The sequence below is a fragment of the Halorubrum sp. SD41 genome (assembly GCF_058630335.1).
This window is the reverse complement of the sequence record NZ_JBZVGZ010000009.1, coordinates 38,085-61,737: the sequence shown is the minus strand read 5'-3', so window position 1 is coordinate 61,737 and position 23,653 is coordinate 38,085. Positions and strand designations below refer to the sequence as shown.

General features: G+C 52.5%; 21 protein-coding genes. 9 read left to right on the top strand and 12 right to left on the bottom strand.

Annotation, left to right across the window (positions count from 1 at the left end):
* Positions 1 to 14: 14 nt before the first annotated feature.
* The gene (locus tag AC4NMM_RS05640) at positions 15 to 1,235 is read right to left on the bottom strand and encodes a competence protein CoiA (protein ID WP_491923768.1); all 1,221 of its coding nucleotides are present in this window, start codon (positions 1,233 to 1,235) and stop codon (positions 15 to 17) included.
* Positions 1,236 to 1,427: 192 nt separating this feature from the next.
* On the opposite strand from AC4NMM_RS05640, the gene AC4NMM_RS05635 reads away from it, so the two are divergent.
* Positions 1,428 to 2,060, top strand: coding sequence for an SIR2 family protein (locus AC4NMM_RS05635; protein ID WP_491923767.1), 633 nt, complete (start codon positions 1,428 to 1,430; stop codon positions 2,058 to 2,060).
* Between the two features lie 125 nt (positions 2,061 to 2,185).
* Entirely contained in the window at positions 2,186 to 3,166 is a 981-nt protein-coding gene (locus AC4NMM_RS05630; RefSeq protein WP_491923766.1) for a hypothetical protein, read from the top strand.
* A 27-nt stretch (positions 3,167 to 3,193) separates the two neighbouring features.
* Here AC4NMM_RS05630 and AC4NMM_RS05625 read toward each other — a convergent pair whose 3' ends face one another.
* The 3 genes from AC4NMM_RS05625 to AC4NMM_RS05615 form a co-directional block, all read right to left on the bottom strand.
* Entirely contained in the window at positions 3,194 to 4,324 is a 1,131-nt protein-coding gene (locus AC4NMM_RS05625) for a restriction endonuclease (protein WP_491923765.1), read from the bottom strand.
* Positions 4,325 to 4,417: 93 nt separating this feature from the next.
* A complete protein-coding gene (locus AC4NMM_RS05620) occupies positions 4,418 to 5,668 on the bottom strand; it encodes a site-specific integrase (RefSeq protein ID WP_491923764.1) in 1,251 nt (416 codons plus the stop codon).
* Between the two features lie 456 nt (positions 5,669 to 6,124).
* Positions 6,125 to 7,708, bottom strand: a complete 1,584-nt coding sequence (locus AC4NMM_RS05615) for a transposase (RefSeq protein WP_050032137.1) — start codon at positions 7,706 to 7,708, stop codon at positions 6,125 to 6,127.
* Positions 7,709 to 8,014: 306 nt separating this feature from the next.
* Between AC4NMM_RS05615 and AC4NMM_RS05610 the strand changes: the two genes are divergently transcribed.
* On the top strand, positions 8,015 to 8,497 hold the full coding sequence (locus AC4NMM_RS05610) for a hypothetical protein (RefSeq protein ID WP_491923763.1): 483 nt from the start codon (positions 8,015 to 8,017) through the stop codon (positions 8,495 to 8,497).
* Positions 8,497 to 8,997 (top strand): hypothetical protein, encoded by a 501-nt coding sequence (locus tag AC4NMM_RS05605; RefSeq protein ID WP_491923762.1) that lies wholly within the window; start codon positions 8,497 to 8,499, stop codon positions 8,995 to 8,997. Before AC4NMM_RS05610 ends, AC4NMM_RS05605 begins: the two co-directional genes overlap by 1 nt.
* A 1,198-nt stretch (positions 8,998 to 10,195) precedes the next feature.
* Here AC4NMM_RS05605 and AC4NMM_RS05600 read toward each other — a convergent pair.
* Positions 10,196 to 11,191, bottom strand: coding sequence for a M48 family metallopeptidase (locus tag AC4NMM_RS05600; protein ID WP_082222446.1), 996 nt, complete (start codon positions 11,189 to 11,191; stop codon positions 10,196 to 10,198).
* 294 nt (positions 11,192 to 11,485) lie between these two features.
* Positions 11,486 to 13,252 carry a transposase gene (locus tag AC4NMM_RS05595; protein ID WP_491923761.1) on the bottom strand — a complete coding sequence of 589 codons (1,767 nt, stop codon included), beginning with the start codon at positions 13,250 to 13,252 and terminating at the stop codon, positions 11,486 to 11,488.
* Positions 13,253 to 14,048: 796 nt separating this feature from the next.
* Here AC4NMM_RS05595 and AC4NMM_RS05590 point away from each other — a divergent pair.
* On the top strand, positions 14,049 to 15,002 hold the full coding sequence (locus tag AC4NMM_RS05590) for a hypothetical protein (RefSeq protein ID WP_491923760.1): 954 nt from the start codon (positions 14,049 to 14,051) through the stop codon (positions 15,000 to 15,002).
* Between the two features lie 12 nt (positions 15,003 to 15,014).
* A complete protein-coding gene (locus AC4NMM_RS05585) occupies positions 15,015 to 15,470 on the top strand; it encodes a hypothetical protein (protein ID WP_491923759.1) in 456 nt (151 codons plus the stop codon).
* 303 nt (positions 15,471 to 15,773) lie between these two features.
* Here the strand turns inward: AC4NMM_RS05585 and AC4NMM_RS05580 are convergent, their stop codons facing one another.
* Both AC4NMM_RS05580 and AC4NMM_RS05575 read right to left on the bottom strand, forming a co-directional pair.
* The gene (locus AC4NMM_RS05580) at positions 15,774 to 16,181 is read right to left on the bottom strand and encodes a DUF8160 family protein (protein WP_491923758.1); all 408 of its coding nucleotides are present in this window, start codon (positions 16,179 to 16,181) and stop codon (positions 15,774 to 15,776) included.
* Positions 16,178 to 16,996: a ParA family protein gene (locus AC4NMM_RS05575; protein WP_491923757.1), complete on the bottom strand. Its 819-nt coding sequence runs from the start codon at positions 16,994 to 16,996 to the stop codon at positions 16,178 to 16,180. Before AC4NMM_RS05575 ends, AC4NMM_RS05580 begins: the two co-directional genes overlap by 4 nt.
* A gap of 408 nt (positions 16,997 to 17,404) precedes the next feature.
* Here AC4NMM_RS05575 and AC4NMM_RS05570 point away from each other — a divergent pair, with 408 nt between their 5' ends.
* Both AC4NMM_RS05570 and AC4NMM_RS05565 read left to right on the top strand, forming a co-directional pair.
* Positions 17,405 to 18,079, top strand: a complete 675-nt coding sequence (locus AC4NMM_RS05570; RefSeq protein WP_491923756.1) for a helix-turn-helix domain-containing protein — start codon at positions 17,405 to 17,407, stop codon at positions 18,077 to 18,079.
* Positions 18,076 to 18,774: a hypothetical protein gene (locus tag AC4NMM_RS05565; RefSeq protein ID WP_491923755.1), complete on the top strand. Its 699-nt coding sequence runs from the start codon at positions 18,076 to 18,078 to the stop codon at positions 18,772 to 18,774. Before AC4NMM_RS05570 ends, AC4NMM_RS05565 begins: the two co-directional genes overlap by 4 nt.
* An 85-nt stretch (positions 18,775 to 18,859) precedes the next feature.
* Here the strand turns inward: AC4NMM_RS05565 and AC4NMM_RS05560 are convergent, their stop codons facing one another.
* From AC4NMM_RS05560 to AC4NMM_RS05550, 3 genes are all read right to left on the bottom strand, one after another.
* Complete coding sequence (locus tag AC4NMM_RS05560; protein ID WP_491923754.1) at positions 18,860 to 19,213, bottom strand: hypothetical protein; 354 nt, start codon at positions 19,211 to 19,213, stop codon at positions 18,860 to 18,862.
* A 75-nt stretch (positions 19,214 to 19,288) separates the two neighbouring features.
* The gene (locus tag AC4NMM_RS05555; RefSeq protein ID WP_491923753.1) at positions 19,289 to 19,723 is read right to left on the bottom strand and encodes a TRAM domain-containing protein; all 435 of its coding nucleotides are present in this window, start codon (positions 19,721 to 19,723) and stop codon (positions 19,289 to 19,291) included.
* A 57-nt stretch (positions 19,724 to 19,780) separates the two neighbouring features.
* Positions 19,781 to 20,347: a hypothetical protein gene (locus tag AC4NMM_RS05550; RefSeq protein WP_491923752.1), complete on the bottom strand. Its 567-nt coding sequence runs from the start codon at positions 20,345 to 20,347 to the stop codon at positions 19,781 to 19,783.
* 131 nt (positions 20,348 to 20,478) lie between these two features.
* Between AC4NMM_RS05550 and AC4NMM_RS05545 the strand changes: the two genes are divergently transcribed.
* Entirely contained in the window at positions 20,479 to 21,150 is a 672-nt protein-coding gene (locus tag AC4NMM_RS05545) for a tyrosine-type recombinase/integrase (RefSeq protein WP_491923751.1), read from the top strand.
* A 49-nt stretch (positions 21,151 to 21,199) separates the two neighbouring features.
* Here the strand turns inward: AC4NMM_RS05545 and AC4NMM_RS05540 are convergent, their stop codons facing one another.
* Positions 21,200 to 23,548, bottom strand: a complete 2,349-nt coding sequence (locus tag AC4NMM_RS05540; protein ID WP_491923750.1) for an Eco57I restriction-modification methylase domain-containing protein — start codon at positions 23,546 to 23,548, stop codon at positions 21,200 to 21,202.
* Positions 23,549 to 23,653 lie beyond the last annotated feature (105 nt).

Here is a 23,653-nt window from a genome sequence, read left to right as displayed (position 1 = left end):
TCGATATCCAGCCTCTATGGATCTATCTGAAAGCAGTCCGGGCAATAGTCCCAGTCCGCCTGTTCGTGGTGAGAGCGGTTGTTACACTTTCGCGGATTTCCGTTTAGGTGGTCCAATCCCCAATCCGGGTTTGGAGCTTTTCCGAACAGAATTGCCGCCTCCGTCTCCCCCTGCCTGGTATGGTTCGTAAGAAGGTGAACAGGGCAGTGCTGGCATTCCCAGAGCGCGACGTCGACGCGATCATCGTACCTTCGTTTGATGACTTCCTTTCTCGTCCATTCGTGAATGCCGTGTGGTCCGCGACACGGTGCGACATCAGTACGGTTTGCTAATGCTCCCTCAAACGACCGTTCACGACCAAACGAGTCGCCGTTCTTCCAGTCGTCAAAATCGTCCGCAACATCTGGATAGGGGATAACAGCGTCACGAAGAACTTCGATGTCGATCTCTGGTGCGAGCACCCCCTCGTAGTCGTACACGAACCTAGTTAGTTCGTGATCGTAGCGCCGGCGTGATCCGCACCACCAGCAGTATTCGTATTCGTACCCGTCCGGATGCGCATATCCTGGGACTTGGCTCCAATTGTGGCTCCCGTATTCTTCGACGAAATGGCAGCCTCGAGGTTTTTCCTCCCAGTCGAGATTCGCTTCAACACGAGTGTCGAACTCCGACGGGTCATACTCACGGATGCTGAAAGCACGACCGTTGTCGGCTTGAAACGCCTCATCGACGACCTGATAGTCCAGTTGCTCGTCACCAAAGTCCTCAGACTCTAACCACGCGACTGAGTACCCCACTGAAAGATAATCGTGGGTGGTTCCTTCGATGTCCTTGCTGTGGTGCTTGTGTTGAACCTCGATGATAAGGCCGCGTCCGAAGAAGGGGTTTTCCTCATCGAACTCAACGAGGGCGTCGGCACGTCGGGTCTCGGGAGTTGTCGGCGTCCCTGTCGCGTCTATTGTGATTTCAGCCCCGACGCGTGCTGCATTCGGATATTGGTCAGCAAGCGTAGCGACCGCCAGTGCCGTACAGCGAGCGTGGGTATCTGATTCTCCCTGGCTCGCCGTTGAACAGGACTCAGCTGCGTCGTCGGCAGCGTGAAAGAAGTGACGGGCACGGTGGTTGCCGTCGCGAGGATAAAGGATACCTCGGCACTCAGGACATTCAACGGGTTGCTGATCGTCGACCTGTGTAGGGGTGACAACCTTCCCGTCGTCCAGTGCTCGGAACGGCATGGTCCAGTTTATCGAGACACTTTAGTCGCTTGAACGCACCGCTATTATACCGTTCAGATCCGACCATTCCGCTGCGATTCGCTCATAAACGGAAAGCGCCCGTCTCGGACTAGTCTTTCCCACGACAACATTTAGTTCGGTTTGCCGACAAGGTTGATTCATGTCTCGATATCTTCGGGCGGAGGGTCCAATATGGTAGATGAGCGAATGTCGATGACGTTCTCTGTCCGTAACAATCCAGGCCGCTATGCACTTCTCCTTGGGTCGGGGGTCTCCACGGAGGCGGAGATTCCGACCGGCTGGGCGGTTGTCAATGAACTCGTGAAACGGGTTGCCACTGCTGAGGATACATCGATCGAGGAAGATACTGACCCCATCGAATGGTACGAAGAAACCTACGATGAGCCAGCAACATACGAGAACCTCATCGAAGGACTCGCGAAGACGCAGACCGAACGAAGGAAACTGCTCGAAGAATTCTTCGAGCCCTCAGATCAGGAAGCTGAACGCGGTGAAAAGCAGCCCACCGACGCACACGAAAGTATCGCATGGCTGGTTGATAATGGATACGTTGACGTCATCCTAACGACAAATTTTGATAAGCTCATCGAGAAGGCCCTTCGCGATCAAGGCGTTAATCCTGTCGTGATTTCGGGGCCTGAATCAGCCCGAGGTGCTGAACCGCTACAACACCAGGACGCGGTCGTCGTCAAAGTAAATGGGGACACAAGGAGACAAACGTCAAGAACCTCAGTTCGGAACTTGAATCGTATTCTGACCCGATACAACAGATCATCGACCGTGTCTTCCACGAGTACGGATTGATCATTTGTGGATGGTCTGGGGAGTACGATACGCGCCTCCGAATATCCCTTCAGGAATGCGAAACACATCGGTACTCGACATACTGGACGTACTATAGTGACCTCGGAGACGCCGCTCAAGAGATCGTGGCTGCTCGCGGCGGCTTTACCGTTCATCATGACGGCGCAACCTCGCTGTTTGCCGACCTCCGAGATCGGGTGCGAGCACTCGAGGATGCTGAAGACGGCGAACCATTAACAACCCCAATCGCTCGCGAACGCGTCAAGCGATATCTTACCCGAGAAGAGCACAAAATCGATCTCTCTGATCTCATTCGCCAAACGGCACAACAGACAAGAGAGGACATTTTCGATGAAGACCGGTTGCCACTCTACGGCGAAGATTTAGCGGATGATTTCACTGCAGATGATCGGTTTCGAGAGTATGGGAACTTGATGCCGACGATAATTACGGTATTGATGACTTGTGCGTATTGGGGTGATGATACAGTTAATTCAGGGGAGAAACCCGTCTCAAATGCTCTTTCTACACTTGCTCCCAGTCAGAGTCCAGATGGTGGCTCGAATAAGCACCTGAGAGATCTACGCCGTTATCCTGCCACTCTCGGACTGTATGGTGTCGGGCTCACCAGCATAGCGGCTGAAAATTGGTCATTAATCTCTCACTTGTTGACCCAGCCTATCGAAGTCTCTCGTTCAAGGGGACGACGCCCCGTCGAGAAGAATCCCGTTGAAGCTCTCCATCCTCGCTATCTAACCCGTGAATGGGGACGTGGTTTTGATCGAGAAAGTGCTGAGGAGTCGTTGCGTTCCTCAATGAATGAAACGCTCCGTGAGCCAGCACTAGAGTTCTTTACGTCAGAACCCATGTATGAACGAGAATTCAAGCGCTTCGAAGTGATCCTGGATTTACTCTGGTATGCTCAAGGTAATGGCGAGGATGTTGTTTCCCTTGGTACCACGTATTGGGGGGAAAGCATCGATGAGCTCGAAGCTGAGATCGAGCAACAAGGAACAGAGTGGCCGTTAATCCGAGAAGGGGTTTTAGAGATAGACCACGGTGAAGCCATAGAGGTGCTGGATACTATTCGAGAGGATCTGCACTGAACGGGCGACGTTGGATGTCTATGAACGTCAGGTGTCGTTTGAGAAGTGAGGGGAACCTTTCTGTCGGCCAGCGCGTTGCCATAGCCGATCTAAACTCGGTCGTAGCCCGGTTCCATCGTCGTCCATCGTCTCGAGGATGCTGTGTTTTGGTTCTTCACGGTCGCTGAACGGTCGGAGTGATGCGGCCAGCGAGACTCCAGCATATGAAGTGGGGAATTGGTAGTCTTCCACCCCGAGGAGCGTGACGAACGCGTATACAGGTGGCTGTGCCCCCAATTCAGCCAGTACCTCAAGTGACCCTGGAACAATCTGCATCAGATGCTTCCCAACTTCGGGGTCGACGCGGTTCGGTTCGGTTGGGGTGAACGCATCTACGGTAGTCCGCTCGAATGTAAGGGTGGTGACGGCCTCGATGTAGCCGTCTTCTGCCAGAAACACGTACTCCGGGTGCTCTTCCTGTATTCGATTATTGATGGAGACGACCCCATCACCAACTGGTCTCCCGGCTAGGTGACTTCGGCCACCCCCAAATAGTGGCGGTGATGGAAGCTTAGATGGAGACACCCCATAATCTGTGCTGAACATCCCCACCGGGAACAAATGGAGGACTGCACAGGGACCGCCTGGCAGTGCATTCGGGAGGGAATTGGACCGCGACGCTATCATCGAGAGGCGTTCGTCCTTGAGGGCCTCCATCTCCTCCACGGGATCAGTCGTGGGCTTCGCGGCATCGATGCCGAGGTGTTCTTCAGCGAGATACGGGTTACGGGTCGTCAGCTGTGTACGGAGGTCGGCTCGTGTAAGAACTGTTGTGGGAAAGCCGAACTCCTCTTGGAGTCGATCTCGGACTTCATCAATGACGCGCGGTGGTTCCGGGAGCTGGTTTACTACGAATACCACGAAGTCACGGTTCAAACCACGGTCAACCGTCTTCTGTGCGTCCGTCCGGATTTTCTGTTTCCAATCATTCCGAGTGGTGAAGTGGGCAACACCAGTCTCGTTACCCCGTCGGAGGTCTGCATCGCGCCCGCCATCTGCACCCGTCCCTTCGGTCGGAGAAACATCGTACCCTCGCTCACTCAGGATATCCGCAGCGAGCTTCTCGAACGTCCCGGGATCTATCTTCTCAAGAGCGATTTCTAAGTCCGTCGCTGGCATCTCTTATCAGAACGATAGTACGGGAGAGTCGTTAGCGTTGTCCTCGCCTTCTGGTCCTAATTGGTGCCGCCAAGAAATGTGATGACTTTTGCATTATTCCATTCTCGATGTTGTTCCAAGGGTGTCCACTTCTTCGAGAGCTTCCGTGGCGACATCGCCCAATTCTCCGGCCTCAATATGCGAGTAGCGCTCTCGGACCATCTCTTCGGAGTTATCGAGATACCGGGCCGCAACCGTGTACCCAAACGCACGGACAAGTACCTCCCCCATCCCACGTCGACCACCGTGTGGAGCAAGATAATCGTGTTTCGGATGGTCGATGTCGATCTCTGCAGCCTCTGAGAGCCGTTGGAGAATCGACCGTGCGCCGTCCGTCGTGATCGACGGCGGCCGAATGTCCTCATCGAGCGCCAGCAGCAGGTCGCGAGCGTACTCCGCACGGCGTTCAGTGATTGCTTCTGGGCGTTCCCCTCGTTCGGCTAGCTCTTCCCGGACGAGCTCCGCGAGCGTCCGCTGGTCGAACGTCGGAAACACCGGCCAGCGCTCCGTCGGTGGGTCCATCAGCTGCCGATAGCTTCGCAGCGGCGAAATCACTGGATCGGGGAGACTCGCGGCGTCCCACTGCTGTTTCTTCCGGTAGACGTCCATACTGCCGTCGTCGAGGGAGAGGTCCTCCCAGCGGACGCCGCGCCGTCGCGGATCGTTCGGATCCCGGAGTAGCTCCCCGACGCGGACGGCGGTGTACGCGAGGACGAACACCAGCGCTCGGTCACGAGCGGCTTTCAGCGCCGCGTAGCGCGCTCGCTGCTTGTCGAGGGGGTCAGTATCCTCTGGAAGGGTCGTGTACGCCTCGACGGCGTCGCGGGCCCGTTCGTCGACGTGGCGGGTGAGGGCGTGGCGCTGTTCGGACGTCCAGGCCTGCTGGTCGCCGGGCTTGCGGCCGTCGTCCTCCGGCAGCGGCGCCATCGCACTTGCCCGCTGCGCGTAATGCGCCTCGAGATATCCCTCGTTGACGCACCAGCCACACCACGCAGAGATATAGCGGTAATAGGTTTGTACCGTATTCTGTTTGAGTCCTCGGTCGCCACCAAGATGTCGGGCGTACTCCCGAAACACACGTTCCTCGAGATCGTTGAAGGTCGGCTCCCGGTCGACGTCGTCGGGGACGATCCCGGTCCAGTCGTCGGCACCGGGGTCGCCGGCAGCCCACTCGGCGAACCGTTCGAGCTCGCGTGCAGCGTTACGTCGATAGTTCCCGCCGTCGCCACCACGGCCTTTCCCTTTGTCCTGGAGGTAGCGCTCGAAGCTGTCGTCGAGTGGCGTCGAAAGCGCTCGATCAGGCATCCACCGGCCCTCCACCGTCCTGCGGGCCCAGTCTCGGTGCCTCTACCCCGGGGGAAGCGCCGTCGTGAGGCGGTTGCAGCATTCGTGCTTCACCGACGGCGGCGGGGTACTTCAAAGTGGTCGTGATTATTGGCATAATCAGGACCACTCATAGTGTTTAGCTTATCGGGAGAATTCAGGGCTCTGGAAGGTCTTATCGCCGGAAATCCGCACTACAGAAAGTTGTATATTGTATGTCGCTATATAAAATATCTATCCGTGGAAGTTCACAGTTTCGGAGGATAGGCTAGTTTCAGGTCGAATTAGCATCAATTCGTGGTGATTTTCAGCGTACTGGGATCAATTTTGAATTATTACTCTCGAACTACCAGACGAGCGTGCGTAATTGCGTGGATTTTGGCGCTGCTGGATACGGTTGTCACTCTTGAGCGGCGGACCCAGCAAGATCTCAACGGGTTAGTCGTGTGGAATCAACGACGAGGCAACGAGCTCAACACACTCACCCGCGGTCAACACTGGTGCGTAGTCCATCTCTCCGTCGACACCTGCTTTCAGCAGGAAATCGGTGAGCCGCCAGATATTGTACAAGAGTACGGCGAACACGAAGTAGAACAGGCGAACGCGGTAATCTTTCGAGGAGGTCTTCGCGAGAAAGTCGCCCTTGATGCTCTTGTACTCGCTCTCGATCTGCCACCGGCGGCTGTAACGCTGACAGAACGCCTCAGCCTCACCAGGTCCAACTCGAAGATTCGTCGCGAAGACGGCCGTTCCCTCCCCACTCGTCGACGGCACGTACAGGAGCCGCATTGGATGCGATCCAGATTCCACATGGACAGAAGCCGACTCAACAGCCACTTCTTGGTCGTCTTTGTCCATTTGTTCGAGTACATCCCGTTCGGAGCTGGAGACCCGCTTCGGAATGAGGTAGTTCACATCGAGGTTTGAGAGTGTCTGAAACACGCGTATCGAATCGAACTCCCGGTCACACAGCACTGTCTCGATTGGAACATGCTCTTTCGCTCGTCGAACGAGCGGTCGCACAGTACGATGGATCTGATTCGACGGGTTCTCATCCCACTCAGAACTCTCTCGCACTGGTTCGACCGCGAGAACGAGCGGAATGTTCTGCCCGATGATCGAAAGCGTCGCAAATTTGAACGCTCGACCGTCTCTATCCTTTGTCCCGCTGACCATCGGCATCTCCTCGACATCCCCGTAGTAGGGAATAGTCGTGATATCGATCGCAGCGGTAACTGGTCTCCGAAAAGATGCTTCAGAGGCGATCACGGAGAGCAAGCGATTCGTTGTCTCATTGAATCCGTTCACGAGCTCTTTGGGATCGAACTGCTTGACAGCGCGGAGGTGCGTGTCGCCGTGGGGACCGTACTCTTCACCACGACGGTATTGGAAGCGAGTCGCTCCCTGCCCGGTTCCACAGTGGACCATCCCCATGAACGTCTGTAGCTCAAAGAATTGTGTGTCCTCGTACGAGGCGTTCGACGCCCGACCAGAGTCGAAGTGTCCGAAGGCGTGATCACGCGCGAGGCGCGTTGTCTGAACAATCTCTTCCTGTGAGAAGAATTCGTCTTCTACTGAGTCTGCGGCTTCCTCAGTATCGTTGAGGATCTCTGCCTTTGGCCGAACCTCGGGCGCTGAAATGTCGCGATCGTGGACTTCCTTGATGACGAAGTGGGCGGCAGCGTGGATGTATTCGTGAACGGCGTTGTCGAATCGATTTCGCCACGCACGCGAGAACGCTGATTCGTCGGGTACCCGGCTGAAGCCGAGAATAGTAGCGACTTCCGGTTGTCGGGTAAGTCGTCGACTGAAGTCGGCGTAGGAGTCACCCGTTATCTCCATGAACACGAACGAGAACACCACCGCGCGAAAGGAAAGTGGCGCAGGATGCCACGCTGGATACCCGTCTTCGATCGCGTCTATCGCGTGATCGAGATTCTCGAACGCGGTGACGAGATCGAACCCTTTGAGTTTGTTTCGGATGGTGATCCCGAGCTGGTATCCTTCACACAAAGGGCCCATGTCCTGATTTATATCGAAGGAGTGAACCACTACAACTGCTCATATCTCAAATGTCTTAATTAGAGCACTCTCGGTCGTTTCACGAACGTACAGCTCGACCGGAACGCCGACCGCGAACAGCGGAACCGCGATGGCCATCGAGTACGTCGCCGTCTCCAGTGCCGAATACTCGCAGATCAGCGGTGCGCCTCAGATGGTGTAGCCCGCGAAGGTGAGACTGGCGAGCACGAGTAGGCCGGGTTCCAATCTACTTTACGAGATATATTTGCTTGTATGATAAATTATTGATTGCGGAGTGTTAATGGAATGAAAAATCCAATCAAAAGGAGGACCGTGTTAGGTGGAATAACTACTGTGGGAGCTACGTCAATAGCTTCCGGAATCGTCAGTGCAAAAGATTCGTACCCTGAGATAGATCATGATTATACTGAACATACCGTAGCCAATATGGCAGTAGAACTTACTAATGATCCTCAGATTGCCGAAGATGATAAACATGACCGCATAGCACTATCAACAACACTCTTTGACGGTGTTTTTGAATTATACCTTGCAGAGGGTGTAGAATCTGCCAATGAGGTACCCGAAAACATTTATAAAATAACAACTAATACAAAAAGCGGAGTCCTTGACTTAAAATGGAAAAAGGGTAATGACTTGGAATATTGGAGGGATGGAAATATGTACAGCCTGAAAATTCCTCCTTCAAATAAGATATTTGAAGCAGATAAAATCGATCAAAAACCGATGCCAGATGCACTAGAACAAGATCAAGGGGGTAACGAATAATGGGGATCACCTATGAAGCATGTCTTAATGTTCCTGAGCTAGCTGGTGTTGGTGGTGGTCAATCATGCGTGAATATCGATGAAAGTGTTATTTCTGATGGAACAAGACTCTGTGCGTATGGTACAACACCACCATTACGATCGGTAGGTGCTAGTGTATATGCTACTGACTTCGGTGAATTTGATTTTGATCTTGGATTCTGGATTGGGGTGAATCCGGAGACTGAGTGTGTTTGGGTCGGGTCTGAAGAATTTGGGGTCTGCGCATCTGAGTGCTTCAACGATGTAACAAGCGCCGGTGCTTTCGAATCCTTGGCTACAGACTTCTTGGATTCACTAGAAGATGCGCAAAATAGTATCCCTGATTGGGTATTTAACGCCGCTGCGACAGGTGTAATTGCACTGGTTATTGCTGGTGCAATATTTTTCCTCTTGTCCGGTGGTGGTTTGGCTGCTGCGGCTGGTGTAAGTATAGTCGCTGCAGGGGCATCAGCAGGATAATCGAGCCAATTTTCTCATTTTCTTTTACTCTTGTATTGGACAGTTACAACTCTACATGGCCGATTTGGGGCTCGACTCAGATGACTCCAATTCATTCAAAATAAGAATGACCGAGAGAACAGTCGAAGCGTAACCGATTTCCTGTTTGGTGGTGGCTCATAGATGGATGTAGCCTTCGTGTAGTAGACCTTATTTGCCGGTCAGTCCGCACTCTTCGGCACCCAGATATTTCAGGCAAGGTTATGTATGGATAAAAGAAAACCGACAGATTCGGTAGAACTATCACGGTCAAGGAGATGATTAGTTTTATTAAATAACCAGTGAATTCATTTCCGTGAACCAATTTGATATTTTGTCAGGGAATTGTACAATACGTAATGATCATATAGAGATCAATAGCAGTAAGATGACTAGAGCTAAACGTCTATTAACAAACAGCTATACACTCCAAATTATTCTGTCAGCGACAATTCTATACATCACACTATCGATACTTCTTAATAATGGTATTTTCATCAGAAGTATAGCATTAGGTGGTTTGTTTAGTGGTTTATTTTTAGCTGCCCTGTTATTGTTAGGAAAATCAGTGTATAATAGGTATTTTAATGTCTCTGACGATAGTAAAATTCTGATTGAATCAATTGAGCAGATCATCCTGTCCAAACCAAATAAGATTGGGCACCCACAGATAATTATACGATACCATGAAGATGGTTCCGAGAAACTCAGAGTCTTACAACTAATGCCTACCTATTCAAAAACTGAGAGGGATAGTATATCAGATGTTGAGGATATTTTAGTCCAAAATAATTTGAATGTCAAATATCGTGACGAAATTGGGTAATAGCCTCCAAGTATCGTGTGTCGTCAACTCGTGACTCTCATTGACCATCTGTTTCCGCCGATAGTATATTCGAAAAATATTTCAACATATCTGTACACTGTCGCGCATTACACGCCTTCTGGCGCTGAGAAACAACTCAGTCGGAGGGAGTCAGTCTAGTCGTGGATCGCGATAGCCGTTGACAGCTACGTCGTCGATGTCGGCGACTTTGAACTTGAAGCTAACCATCAGGTCCGGTTCCGCCAATTTTTGTTTTCAATAAGAAATCTGTCATTCGCTAAATATTGTGTAACAGCGCACCGAACATGAAGTAGAACAACTTGACGCAGTAATCCTTACCAGACTGTACGAATCTCAGTGAAAATGATTTTCGTATTCTGCTTTGAGCCGTTCTATTCGTTTCCCTGTCGGTGGATGTGTCGAAAACAATCGATGTTTGAATCGGGTAAACGGTACAACATCTCTAACAGAATCAGCTGTATCCGGTTCAACGATTGCGAAGGCTGATATAGACGTTCGCCGGAAATCAGTAGTGGGGCGCTCATCGAATGAGCTATCGATTGTTTCGAGTGCCGACACAAGGGCTGCTGGTTCACCAGTGATCGCAACCGCCCCACGGTCGGCGGCAAATTCACGCGTACGGGCGAAGGAGGATGATAGTAACCAAGAGAATATCCAAAGAGGAAAGACAAGTACAAGACCGACAAAGAGGATGGCGTCGGTATAATCTGCACGACTGACGACACCATGTTTGATTCCGGCCGTTGGACCGCTAAGTAATTCTTTAATGCGTTCGGCAGCGGCTACTGGCTGGGTTGAGAAAGTCATGACTGCTGTATCGTGATTTTTAATGTGAGCAACTTCATGTGCAACAACCGCACGTAGTTCTGACTCCTCAAGTGCGTTCAACAGCCCTTCACTGACGACTAACCGAGATGTACGGGCAGTAAAACCCGTTGTCAACGATATCGGCGTCTCTGTCGGTGCCACGTAGATTGTAGGGGCTGGGACGGCCACCTGATGTGCAATGTTACGAACTGTCGAAAGTAGCTCTGGATACTCAGCTTCCGACGCTCGCTGAGCACCGATGATTGCGATTACGTGGTCGGGTGCGTTACGCTCACCCCACAACACGATACTCAAAATAATTCCTGATATAGAGATGACCAATATATTAACTTTATCTCCGGTGAAGAGGTCGACTCCACTGCCAGCGACGATCCACAGAGACATTGTGATGAAGAACACTACGATTCCACTCACAAGTGCAGCTGCGAGCGTTGTCAAGACTAACACCGACAGCGAAAGCACGATCCACAACTGTAACCGCCTATTTGGGGACCAGTCCATGAAGGTACGTACGGATGGGTTTATATAAGACTTCAGTTGGCTCTATAAACTCGATCAATAGATGTGAAAATAAGCCACGCATCAAACACATCCTCCGAGATTGTGGAGTTGCGAATGCCGGTCAAAACGTTCACGGGATCGACTCTATTCGGACCAATACCCGATAGAAATGGCCGCGATTACGCTCTAATAGCTATCATAGAACCAGAATTGTTATACTAAACAAACTTATCGGTCGAAATCTACTTCAACAAAGAGTGATGCCTCTCGCGAAGGGCTAACCCAAACCAAGTTCTAAAGGAGTGTGACCAGCTCCTTGTCCAGCCAATCAAGGAACCGACTGAGTGTGATTCTGGGCTTCTTCCGGGTTTCAATGACCCCAATTCGTTCTTGTGTGAGGAAATCGACTAACAGCCACATATTGTAGACCACACACCCGAAAGCAAAATGGAACCATCGCACCCCGAACTCTTTCGAGGTAGTCCATGCTGCTGCGTCCTTGATTGACGAGTACGAGTTCTCGATCGCTCCGCGGTCGCTGTACTGTTCAATCTGCTCTCTCGCCCAGCGCCTATCCAATGCGGTCTCGGCTGTCACATTGAGACTCGTGATAAAGGGCTGTGGCGATCCCTCCTCATGGACGTCATCATCTTCTGCCGGGGGTAACACGGCAACGGTCGTATGTACCCTGTGATTTGAGACGCCTCCCTTCACTGTACCGTGCATCACGAAATCGTCCTCAACGTATAGTGGGATGTCATTCGATTCGTAATGGCCCTGCTTCAGTTGGTCAAACTGGTCACACATCGGTCCGACCCGATGCTGATCCTTCTGAGCAGGGATCACGTAGTCCAAGTCCCTGTCAGTAAGCGTCTGAATGACGTCCACAGCGTGGAATTCACGATCGGCGTACACCATCCTGATGTCGACGTAGTCTTCAGCGATCGAAAGGAGTCGCCGTGTAACATCACCGATATAGTAGGAATTACTCTTGCCGGGATAGGCGTCTGTCGCAGCGTAGTCCGTACTCCCAAGCGGACACACCCCCACGACGTAGTGAGTGTTCTCGCCGACGATCACGACCGTCGCAAACTTGTGACACCAGGTGTATTCTTTCCCCTCTGGCGCGCCCTGGACCCATTTCATCTCGTCGCGATCGCCATAGTAGGCAACATACGTGATGTCCAGCGCGACTTTCGCTCGGGTTCCAAACCGTGAGCCGTTATCGTGTTCGAGCTCCCTGATTCGGGGCTTCGCACGTGTGTAGCCCTTTCGTAGAGCGAAATTCAGCACAGTCGTGATCTCTTCAATGGACATCTGATTGAGAGCTTCCAATAGCGTCTCACCAGATGGACCATCCTCGTAGAACGGGTCATCAACAGCGGGGTCTGGATTTTTCATGTCACCCAGCTTCTGCCCCGAACCGTGTGCCGCCTGCTGCTTGATCGACGCGATTGCTTCTAAGACGAGTAATTCATCGTCGTCATAGATCGCGTCATCTGATCGGGAGAGTGAGATTGAAGGGATAGCTACCGATTTCAACTCATCAAGCACTTCTTGGCCCTTCTTCCGGAGCAAGCGTTGGACAGTCCGATTTGATAGCGACTGTTTGTCCTCACCGTCCGCTGTTTTGAGAAAATCATTCCCGATCGGTGCGCCCCGTTCAGCTGCAAGTGCTCGAATCTCTTTCACTCCCCGTTCAACGGGTGACTGAAGTTCTTCGAATCGCCCCTCCTCTAATCGCGTTGGCTTACACGTACTCTCTGAGGGGAGATCGTCAAGGTCAAAGCCGATCGCAGTGGCCAACTCTGGATTTGCTTCAAGCTGGCTCGGAATCGTCGTCAGAGAGATATCTTCCGCTTTCGCCCACACGTATGCGAGAAACATGCGGCGGAATGGTATCGAATCGTGCCAATCCGGGTATTCATCCCGTCGTTCAAACCGAAGGACGTCAAGCTTCTCAACCAGATCAACCCATTCCGTGTTCTCGTCAATAATATCGTCTGCTTGGGTTCCAAGACTTGTTATTGGACCAAAATCAGAGTCGATTTCCTCCGTCATTGACTCCACCCCCACAGCATCCTGTCCAAGGTCCACCACGCAACGCCAGGTGTGATGGCGGTGTTGGTAAGCGCCGTAGATGTTGGATGGATTGCGAGCATTTGCTATCGGAATTATTAGTTGATTTCAACCCCAACATCGTGAGGGAAATTTCTGATATCCGATCATCGCTTGTTTCGTGAAGGTGATTAACCTGATATTTCAGTCGGGTTTCAGAGTATACGCAAACTCAATTTAAATGGAGTTTACACTGATTTCAGCGAGAGTGACTTGACAAGGGCTCTATTTTGGTAGAATTTACACCGAAACGGGTTCTATACTGACATAGCTGGGACATCACTACAGAATGGATGACGTAATCGAGGCCGTCTGTGAGTTTCTACGCCGTGAAGGTGGAATCGGAGTTCTGGTCAAGATCGACGAAGAGCACGGGAACACGTTTTCTGTCACCCGTGAGTTGGTCGCGCACAGCCTCCATTGTGACCGCTCCTCCTCACCGTAGGAACCGAGTATGAAGTATGAGGTGGTGTTGATGAACCGTCCGAAGTCCTCGTGTGTCGCTGTCTGGATCGCCTCAACGCGTTCAGGTGTGACCGTTTCACTCGGTTGTTCACCCAATTTGTTGATCGAACTTTAGGCAGAGCCACGAGGCTAGCAACCCATTGAGTGTACGAATACTGGTTCTATCCACAGTTTACGAAGGGTTCAATTTGACTATTTCAGCTATTATCTAACTTCAACCAGTATTGCTCTTACAGGAGAAAAAGCTAAATAATAACGTGTTAATTGAGTAACTATGGGTGAGAAAAACACTCATACGCGTAGAAGAGCAGTACAGACAACGGGCATTGCTCTCGGGGGGATTCTCGGAGGAGTCCGCCTAACTGGTACCGCAGCGGCCTGTGCCACATATAACGGATGCTCAAAAACAAGTGAGAATAATGTCACCGACCACCCATACGGCCAAGGTGTGGAACACCACCTAGGCAGTGGTATTGATAGATATTCAGTAAACTCCGGAAACGAGTGGGATCATTACTTCAGACTGGCTGGTTCTGGTGTGAGTATTGAGGATGGCGAAAAGAGCAATAACTTCGGAGCCACATCGCAAAAGACGGCGCTGCGGAACTACGATGAGGATTCGTTAAGTTTGCTCACTTCAACGAATCCAGATGAAGCAGGATTCGGACCGTCATCAGATGAAGATGATACGGGAGATGGCGAATTAGTTTTGAATGCGGCCACAACTGCTCTGGAGATCGCAGCTGAGGCAGCAGGGGTAACCGCAGGAGCTCTAGCACTCACCGCAGCAGATATTGTCGGAATCGTCTATGACCTATTACTTTCCCAATACGATGGTAATGTTCCGATCAAGTACGAATATCTCGGAGAATATATACAACCAATCAGTGGGGGAGGCCATCATCTTAAGTGGATCACTCGGCAAAAAGATTACACTGATAGTGAAATGAAAGTCACGTCTCAGTTTGGCTACGCAATAAACGAGTGGGATCTATCCTTCTTTGATAGGGGAGTGACAATCACCCCAGAAGGAAATATCCGAAAAACGGATCACGAATGGAAGCCGGTAGATAGGATGCGAGCAGAAGAAAAGAAATTCTTCGGAATAGATAAGGTTAGATACGATGAACTACCAAAATACGTGAGGAAGAAGGTGCCATCCTCCAAATCTGCCGTATACGTCGCAAGGAACCCGCCGATTACACTTGAGCCAGTTAGCAGTAACTGAGGAGAATATCCGATGACACCTGACCCCCGTCCCGATCATTTATTATCGAGACGGGCAGTTCTTTTTGGAGGTGCGGCAAGCCTGACAGCTACCTCAGGGTGTCTTAGTAGAATTAGAGGAGCGAGAACTGAACCAGCCGTGGTGACCGAACGGTATACGGAACAAAGAGACAACCCGACGGATGAAGCAGAGTTATCTGTCAATGGAGATAGGGCAACAATCTCGGGAACATTTGCTGCTCAGAGCGTCTGTGTAGACCTCTCTGTGGCGACGTACACTTCTGTATCCGAAGATGGAATTGTGGTAGCAGAGATAATCGGTGAGATTGAGGAAGAGGGCTGTGATGGTCCCGCAGCCATCGGATACGAAGCCGAGCTCGTATTCGGGTTCCAAATTCGTGACCTAGCACTAAGACACGCCAGCGGTGGTGAGCGAACGACGGTCGCGCGGTTTGATCCGGATGGGTAAATCGGGTACAAGTTAACGAGCCAGCAACGTAAAATTCTTTGAATACAAAGTTAGCGTGGACTCCAACCTCGATCGGGGGTAGTAGAATTCGGGAGAAGGGTATACAGTCACCTAATCAGGAGTACCCAGTGCCCTCCTGCTTGTGCGAGACACAGTCGTAATCCGTCCAGCAGAAAAGTCCCTGTCGATGGTCGTTTCAGAGCAACATTTCCTATGCCTGTTTAATCGATTTCTGTAGTTGGAAACAACTCGTGAACATTTTGTGTCGTTCGTAACTGAACTCGGTCCTCGGTCTGCGCGAGGTCATTCGTTGCCGAGTTCCGAAAGTCGAGCCTGAATTTCCTCAGCATCCGCGTCAGAGAGCGCTTCTACCCCGAACTGGACGAGTAGCGGGTAGAAGTGGCGGTTCTTTTTGAACTCGTCCTGCCCCGCCTTGCGGAGCTTCAACTGGGACTCGAGGTAAGTGTCCTCCATCTCGTCGAGGACATCGTCGGGAATGTAGATCGTCCGCCCATTCCACTCGTCCTTGATGTTCGTCTTCGTTTTGCTCGTTTTGTTCGTTTCACTCGTTGAACTCGATTCGGTCGTTTCGGTCGATGAACTGGTTTCCACCGTTTCACTCACCTCACTCGTTTCGCGGGAATCAGCCTCATCGTCCTCCTCTTCGTAGTTGCCCTCGATGCCGGAAGCATCACCCCAGCCGTCGCTCATGCTTCCACCTCCTCAGGTGCGGTCTTCTCAAACGTCTCGTCGAACAGGTCGGCGATTTCGTTGAACAGGTCGCGTGCATCCTCAACGCGCTGGTTCTCCTTGCCGAAGCCGAAGACAGACACCCCCTCGCCAATCGACTGGGAGAGGTCGGTCCGCTTCGGGATCTCGAACACTGGGAGGGAGTACGCCGACTTGATCTCCTCGATGGTGTCGCGGTGCTCGGCGTTCTGCTCGACACGGTTACAGACGATGGCGAGCCGATTGATGTCTCCGTATGCCTGTTCGAGGGAGCTCAGCTGCTTCGCGAAAATCTGGAGGCTGTTGGCGTTGAGCTTCTCGGGAATGACGGGGATGACGACGTTGCCGGTCGCGACCAGGGCGTTGTCGGTGAGGACGTTCAGGGATGGCGGCGTGTCGACAATGATGTAGTCGTAGTCCTTGTCGAGCTCGTCGAGAGTCATCTCCAGCCGCTCGCGACTCTTCGGCGCCTCAAGCAGGGTCTGGATGTTCTTGTTGTTCGCGAGCTTCTCGCTGGCGGGAAGGATGTCGAATTCCTGGTGCTCGACGATGATGTCGTTCACCGACTCCATCTGGTCGAAGTCGAGGACGTCGAACAGCGTCGTACGGTCGGTATCGTAGTACAGATCGTTGTAGCCAAGTGAGCAGGTGAGCCCTCCGTGGTAGTCGATATCGACGAGGAGGACGTCGTGGCCTCGGGCGGCGAGTGCGCCGCCAGTATGAATGACGTCGGTTGTCTTCCCCGCGCCTCCCTTTTGATTCGCCACCGTGATTCGTGCGGTATTGGTGTCGGTCATTATCTTCGTTTCTCTCGTTGTGTTCGTTTCGTTCGTTTTTCTCGTTTAGTTCGGTGCGTTCGGTGAGGGTGTTTCACTCGGTGAGAGGATTACTACGGTGTTAAAACCAACTGTTCGTTCCACTCGTTGAAGCAAACTCACTCGTTGCCATCAACTCACCCATTCTGTTCGTTACGTTCGTTTCCTTCGTTTTGTTCATCGGGCAGAGGGTGCCAGTTCGTTCCTCAGAATGCGTTCAATACATTCGTTTTTCTCGTTCAGTTCGTTTTGTTCGTTGAATTCGTTATAATCGTTCCACGTGTTTTCAGCGGGAATCAGGACTACCTTCGAGAGTATGGAGAGAGATAGTGGCTTCATGACCATTCGAGTAATACTTTTAACTGTTACCGGATTATTGGTAACCACCAGATGTATGAGGTGCTCGACGACACGGCGGCACAGACCATCCTCGCCATCGAGAGTGGTGACTCTATTCGCCGTGTCGCCCAACACCTCCACACGCCGTACGAGACGGTGAGACAGGCCGTCAACCGTCTCGAAGACGCAGGCTACGTTGCCTATGATGACGGCCTCACTGACGTCGACGAGCGCGTGAGGGCCGCCGCACGCGAGCTCGTGGCTGCCAGCGCCGGCGTCAGTCCACCCTCTATCGAGGAAACCTACGTCATCCCGCAGTTCGGCGACTGGCCGTTCGCGTTCACACGGATCGACGCCGTCTACGTGTGGACCCAGGGCGGCTACCAGGTCGGTCGCGAGCCCGGCGACTATCCACTGTTCCTCGCTGTTCGTGAGCAGGACGTCGACGCCTGGGAGACATTTTTCGAGTCGTTCGACCTCCCCACCGCATTCGATCGACAGCCCCGACACGAGTTGGACGGACCACTGCAGATCGTTCTCGAGCCACGCCCGTCACTCAACATCGAGGACGTCGAGGGGTACCCGGTGATCCCGAGAGCTGAAACGATCAAGTATATGCGCGAGAATTACGCCCAGTTCCAGTCGGCGCTCGCGATGCTCGACCGGATGTACGAGGATCTCGACCTCGGCGTCACGTATCGAGAGACAGAACGGGCACAGCCATGAGCTTCACCAACCGAAGCGACGCACTCATCGAACTGCTCGAGGAACTCACCCAAGAGGGGCACGAGTACGTTCTCGTCGGCGGCTACGCAGTCTCAGCGTTCAATGCTCGCTTCTCCACGGACCTCGATATCGTCGTCGCACCGGACTCCAAGGCTGATTTCGTCGAGTTCCTCGAACGTCGGGACTTCGAGGAGACGGACAGCCACGCCAAGGAGTGGTTCTACGACACTGAGGTGATCGAGTACGAGAAGCGGCTCACGCCGCAACAGCCGATCGGCTTCGATCTGCTGGTGAACGGACTTGGGTGTCGCCAGACGGAGGCACAGTGGTCGTTCGACTACCTGTACGACCACAGCCACCAGCAGGAGGTGAGTGGAGGCACAGTGACGACGACGGCCAGAGTGATCGATGGGGCCGTTCTCGTGGCGTCAAAGCTCCACAGCGGCCGCGAAACAGACCTTCGAGATGTCCTGGCAGTCGCAGAAGAAATCGATCTCGACGCTATCACGCCCCACCTGCGGCGAGGGGACGACGATGCGCTGCGGGAACAGCTTGAGCGTGGACTAGAGATATTAGAGAGCGACGAACTCAAGCACGGCTTTCGGAGTGATTTCGGGGCCTCAGCTATCTCAGAAGAGACGGTCACCGCGCTTCAAGAGTATCTGTCTTCGCAGATTGACCACCTGAGTGGATAGCGGGTAGGTACTTAGTGACCGGAAGCATAGATACGAACGCCTTCAGAGGTGCTTGCAGCCGGTCAAAAAATTTGGAGGGGACGGTTTAGTCGACCGTCGCTAACACGCGGACGTCCGTTGCTGAATGTCGTTCTCGTTCAGTACGGGCACCGTGTTCGCGGAGGAACTCATCGATACGGTCGGCAAGGGAATCCGCGTCCTCTCGATCGACGTGGACGATCAGCGTCGGACGCTTCTCATCGCTGTTCTCAATCACGAGCGAGACATCCTTGAATTCGTCCGGCTGTCTATACGCCTCGAACTCATCGGCGACCTGGTCGGCCAGGTCGTCGAGTACCTCAATCGGTTCCTTTGTCATAGATTGTATTTCGGCTTTGGAAGGTTGTGCCATCGCGAACGGGTGGAGAAAGAGTGACGTGACTTTCAGAACCACCTCCATCAGAAAAACGCGAACGGAGCCTTCTCACACCGATGGTTTACCGAGAAGAAGACCGATCCACGGAAGGACAATAGGTTAGAGTGCTCGCGGATCGCTATCGACGATGCTCGCAAACGCGACGTTCTCCTGAACTTGTTCGATTTCGACTGTTGGCTCGTCGCCGGGTTGAGCGCCGGGAACGATCACGACGTACCCCCGTTCGACTTTCGCAATACCGTCGCCCTGATCACCGACGGTTTCGATTGTCACGTCGCGCACTTCTCCCTCATCAACAGGAGGACCAGATGAATCATAGCTCGTGGTCCCCTGAGAGGCGGGATGTCGTGGGCTTCGTGGAGATGTTGATTCAGCTTCGGAGGAGGAATCAAGGAGAGCGATGCGGTACGTTTCACCAACGGTCAGCGCCCCGTGCTTGATCTTACTCGGAGGAATCTCGATGACGAAAGTGCCATCCTCCTCCTTAATTTTCGCAGTGAAAAGCGAACACAGGGAGTCTGAGATTTCTACCATAACTGGGTTTGATACTGGATACAATTAATCGGTCTCTTTGAGAAGGAGCAAACTGGATCAGCTGTCCTCAGCTGGTTCTTCCCAAGGAATGTCTCGCTTATGGACTACAGCGAGCTTCGAGTCGTCATCATCAGCCATTGCACTGAGACCACGCTGGACGAGAGTGTGAACCTGTCCAGCAGACTCCGGGAACGAAAATTGGTCATCCTCCGCGTCAGCACGGAGTTCCAGATAATGGAGGTACAGCCTAAACGTCGTATCTGCTCCGATAGGCCACCAAATCGTCCCTATCTGCTCATCTACCTGATTGTCCCAATGTTCTATGAGTTCACGGATATCGTCGACGAGTTCCTCCCCAGAGGTGCGAAGGCGGAGGGAGTATTCCCGATCCTGCTCCATATCTTCGATTATATCCTGAAGGAAAGGCTCAGCCTCCAAGGCGGTAGGTGAAGTCTGGTCCGCGTCTAGAAGGTGTTCTAACGCCCGAATTTCTTCACGCCGAGCGGCTACAGCGTATGCGACATTGTACTTGTCCTCGGGGAAGATTTCGTGCTGACTCGGTTGCTGTGCCTGAGGGACAGTATCCTCGGTGGATGAGCTAAATAAGGTCTCAAAGAGTCCCATACGCTTCGTCCGGACGGCATCCATAAGTACTTCCTGTCATATCAGACGCCAATTCTGGTGTCTGTGAGCCGCGTCATCATGACACTCGAAGAAGATGCGTGTTATCTTTGTATCGACAGACTGCGATAGATATGGTAGCAACACGAGAGAGGGCACTTAGCGAACGCGAGTTCGAACTACTATTAGAAGGAGCTGGGCGAATAGGAGACACGCAACGTAGGCTCGAAACACGAGCGGCCATTCTTCTTGGGGGTCGTCTTGGACTTAGACCTGGAGAAACAACACACTTGTCGACATCGTGGGTTGATCGAGAGCGGCAGATGATCCAGATTCCCACACAGCAAAACTGTACGAAGGGGAGAGATGGCGGTATCTGTGGATACTGTCGACAGGCGGTGAAACAACGGCTGGAACACAGTCCCAATACAGATTTCCAGAGCTTTGCTGATCGGTATTGGCTCCCGAAAACAGAAGCCGCTTCCCGAACTGTTCCGTACCACTTTTCGTATCGGGTTCGAGTCGCGGTTGAATTACTACTTGACGAACATGGCGGCTGGCCGTACTCGTTCTCGACGCTACAGCGACGTCTGGAAACGGCCCTGGAACGGTCTCCAGAACTATCCAACGACGCAACCTCGTTACACGGACTACGTGCCACAGCAGCGTCGTACCATGCAGGAAGAGGGCTGGATCTCCCCGCACTCCGAGCAATGTTCGGGTGGGAAGACATCACGACCGCACGTCAATATCTGAATGTCGATGGAGCGATGACCCGGCGAGCGCTGAACAGTATTCATCAGTAAAGCTGAACCCACTGATGTTCGGAAACCAGGCGTAGCGCTAATCCAATAGTTATTCCATCGTCCCTACGTCTCCAAGATGAGTGTATTTCTCAGCAACCTTCTCGAAGTACGCTTCTGTCATAATTCGAGGGTTCGACACTCGATGGAAGTCATCGAGAACGAACTGCATTTCCTCCTCATCCAGCCCATATGCGTGAAACACGGCCGCGTCGACTTCGGCTTGTAGTTCACGCCGGGTCTTCATATCCGTCGCCGGCTCAATCCCTCCGAGTCGCTCACGCATCTCAGCAAACTCCTCACCGTAGCAGTTGAGCTTCGCCGCTCGATTAGCGATGTAGTGGAACCAGTCGTCGCCGTCAGTGAGTCGGGGCGCCTGTGACTCCTCAAACTTGTACTTCGAGGCGTGGGAATCAACCTTTGTTCGCATCAAGAAATCGAAGGGGATGCTGTTGATCAGCCCAAGCGCGACGAAAAGCTCCTTATCAGTGAAAACGCGGTCGTAAGCGCTGTGCATCGGGAACTCCGAAATATCGTCCTTGGTAGGGTTCGCCTCGAATGGACGGACCGTGTACAGCGTATGGACGACGACTCCACCTGGCGGAATTACAGCCGCGATGAGCGTCCGTTCGTCAGTTGCACGAGCGACTTCACGGAGCACAAGTCGATACTCAGAGCTATGGAGTCGGACGTCATCCAAGGAAAGTTCGGGACGGTCGAATTCCTCGGTTAACAACCGATTGACGAAACGCTTCTGGGAACTTGACGGGAGATGGCTGAATTCAGGGTCATCAGCGAATTTGTTGTAGATAGCCTTCTTGAGGCTGATCGCATCGTCCCGGGCACGGAAGTTCTTCTCTCGAACGCGACGCTTTGCGCTCAGTTCCTCGTTATCCTCATCGACACTCCACAAAGAGATGGGTTCGAGGTCGTCGACGTAGGTCGACTCATAACAGAATTGGTGGATGTTCTTTCCCTGATAGACTGGATAATCCCCTTTGGATTCGTCCTCGATGAATCTATCCCGATCTCGCCCCCGATCCAATTCCTTATAAAGAACCGTACGCCAAGCACCTTCAATTTCCGTCGCCAATGGAGGTTTCTGGAGAACTTTATCCAGTACTGAGACCTCCTGTTGTTCCTCGATGTTGGGGAAAATTCGAGCCCCGGGTGAATACTCTTTGAGGATGCGCGCTGGAATTTCTAGAACTACATCGTCAATCGACCGAAGAGCGTCAACGGAAGTCTGATGAAAGATCCCGTGGACAGTATCAGTGCTTCCCTCTGTTCGGAGCGTAACGATACCGAAGTTATATCTAGTGTCAATATCTGAGAAGATGCCTCGGTTTTCAAATCCGATGATACTCTGAATCTCAGACTCTTCCAAGGCGTGTACTCGCAAATCCTTCCCAGCGGCGGCATTGAAGAATGGACCAGGAAGCAGCTGAGAGACATAGCCGCCATCTCTGACGATATCATAGACTCGCTCAAAGAACAGTAGGGACAGGTCGTTCGTTCGTGCAACCTGCTGCCCTTCTACGCTTGGCGTCTGGTACTCGTATTCTCCACTCTGGTTGACATAGGTCGCTTGGCGTTCCTTGTCACGCTGGAACTTCTCCCATTCAGCAGCGATTTCAGGGTCCTCCAAGAGCTCCTCTACCTTCTTGTCCTTTTCACCTGGTGGGCGGCTACGAAACTCAGTATCGTACTTTGGGAAGAAGTCCGTCCGGTATGGCTTCAGCTCATCCCACGGTGGGTTTCCAATAATGACATCAAAGCCGCCTTCGCGATAAACTGTCGCGAACTCGAGCACCCAATGAAACGGTGAAAACTCCTCTAATTCCTCAAGAGAAACATCCTCGTCGACGAGTTCGTTGAACTGATCGCGGATCTTCTCATTAAGCTCCTCGCTGTGGTTGTCGATTTTTCGCTCAGCCATTTTGCGAGCGTTCTGTGCTTCACGGGCAGAATCCGCAGCCCGATGGCGGTCCTGTTCCCGGATGACATCCTCATAGAGGTCTTTGACCGCAGTTCCGACACCCCAATTCGAGAGTGACGCGTCGCCGGCATCCTCCCGTGCGACTTCTTGGATCTCAGTGAACCCAATCAGCGAGTTGCCCTGACGGATGTTGAAATCAATATTCGGGAGTGGTTCGACCTCGTTCGGTTCGTCCTCGATATCAGCGACCATCGACAGCCACAAGCGTAGTTTGCAGATTTCGACTGCTCCGTCCTCGATATCGACCCCGTAGAGATTGTTGAGGATGATGGCTCGCTTTGCGAAAAGTGAGATCCCTCCATGCCCCTCTTCGATACTCTCCAATTCCTCGCGACTACGACTCTCCAGCTCCCAGCCTTGCCCTTCGGCTTCGAGCCGCTGGAAATACTCAATGCATTGCATCAACTGAGCGTGTCGCTGCTGGTCGTTTTCAACTTGTTCTGCAGATCTCGGTGAAATACGAGCTGCTTCTCGCGCTGTACCTAACAAGTATATTGACCAGTTCAG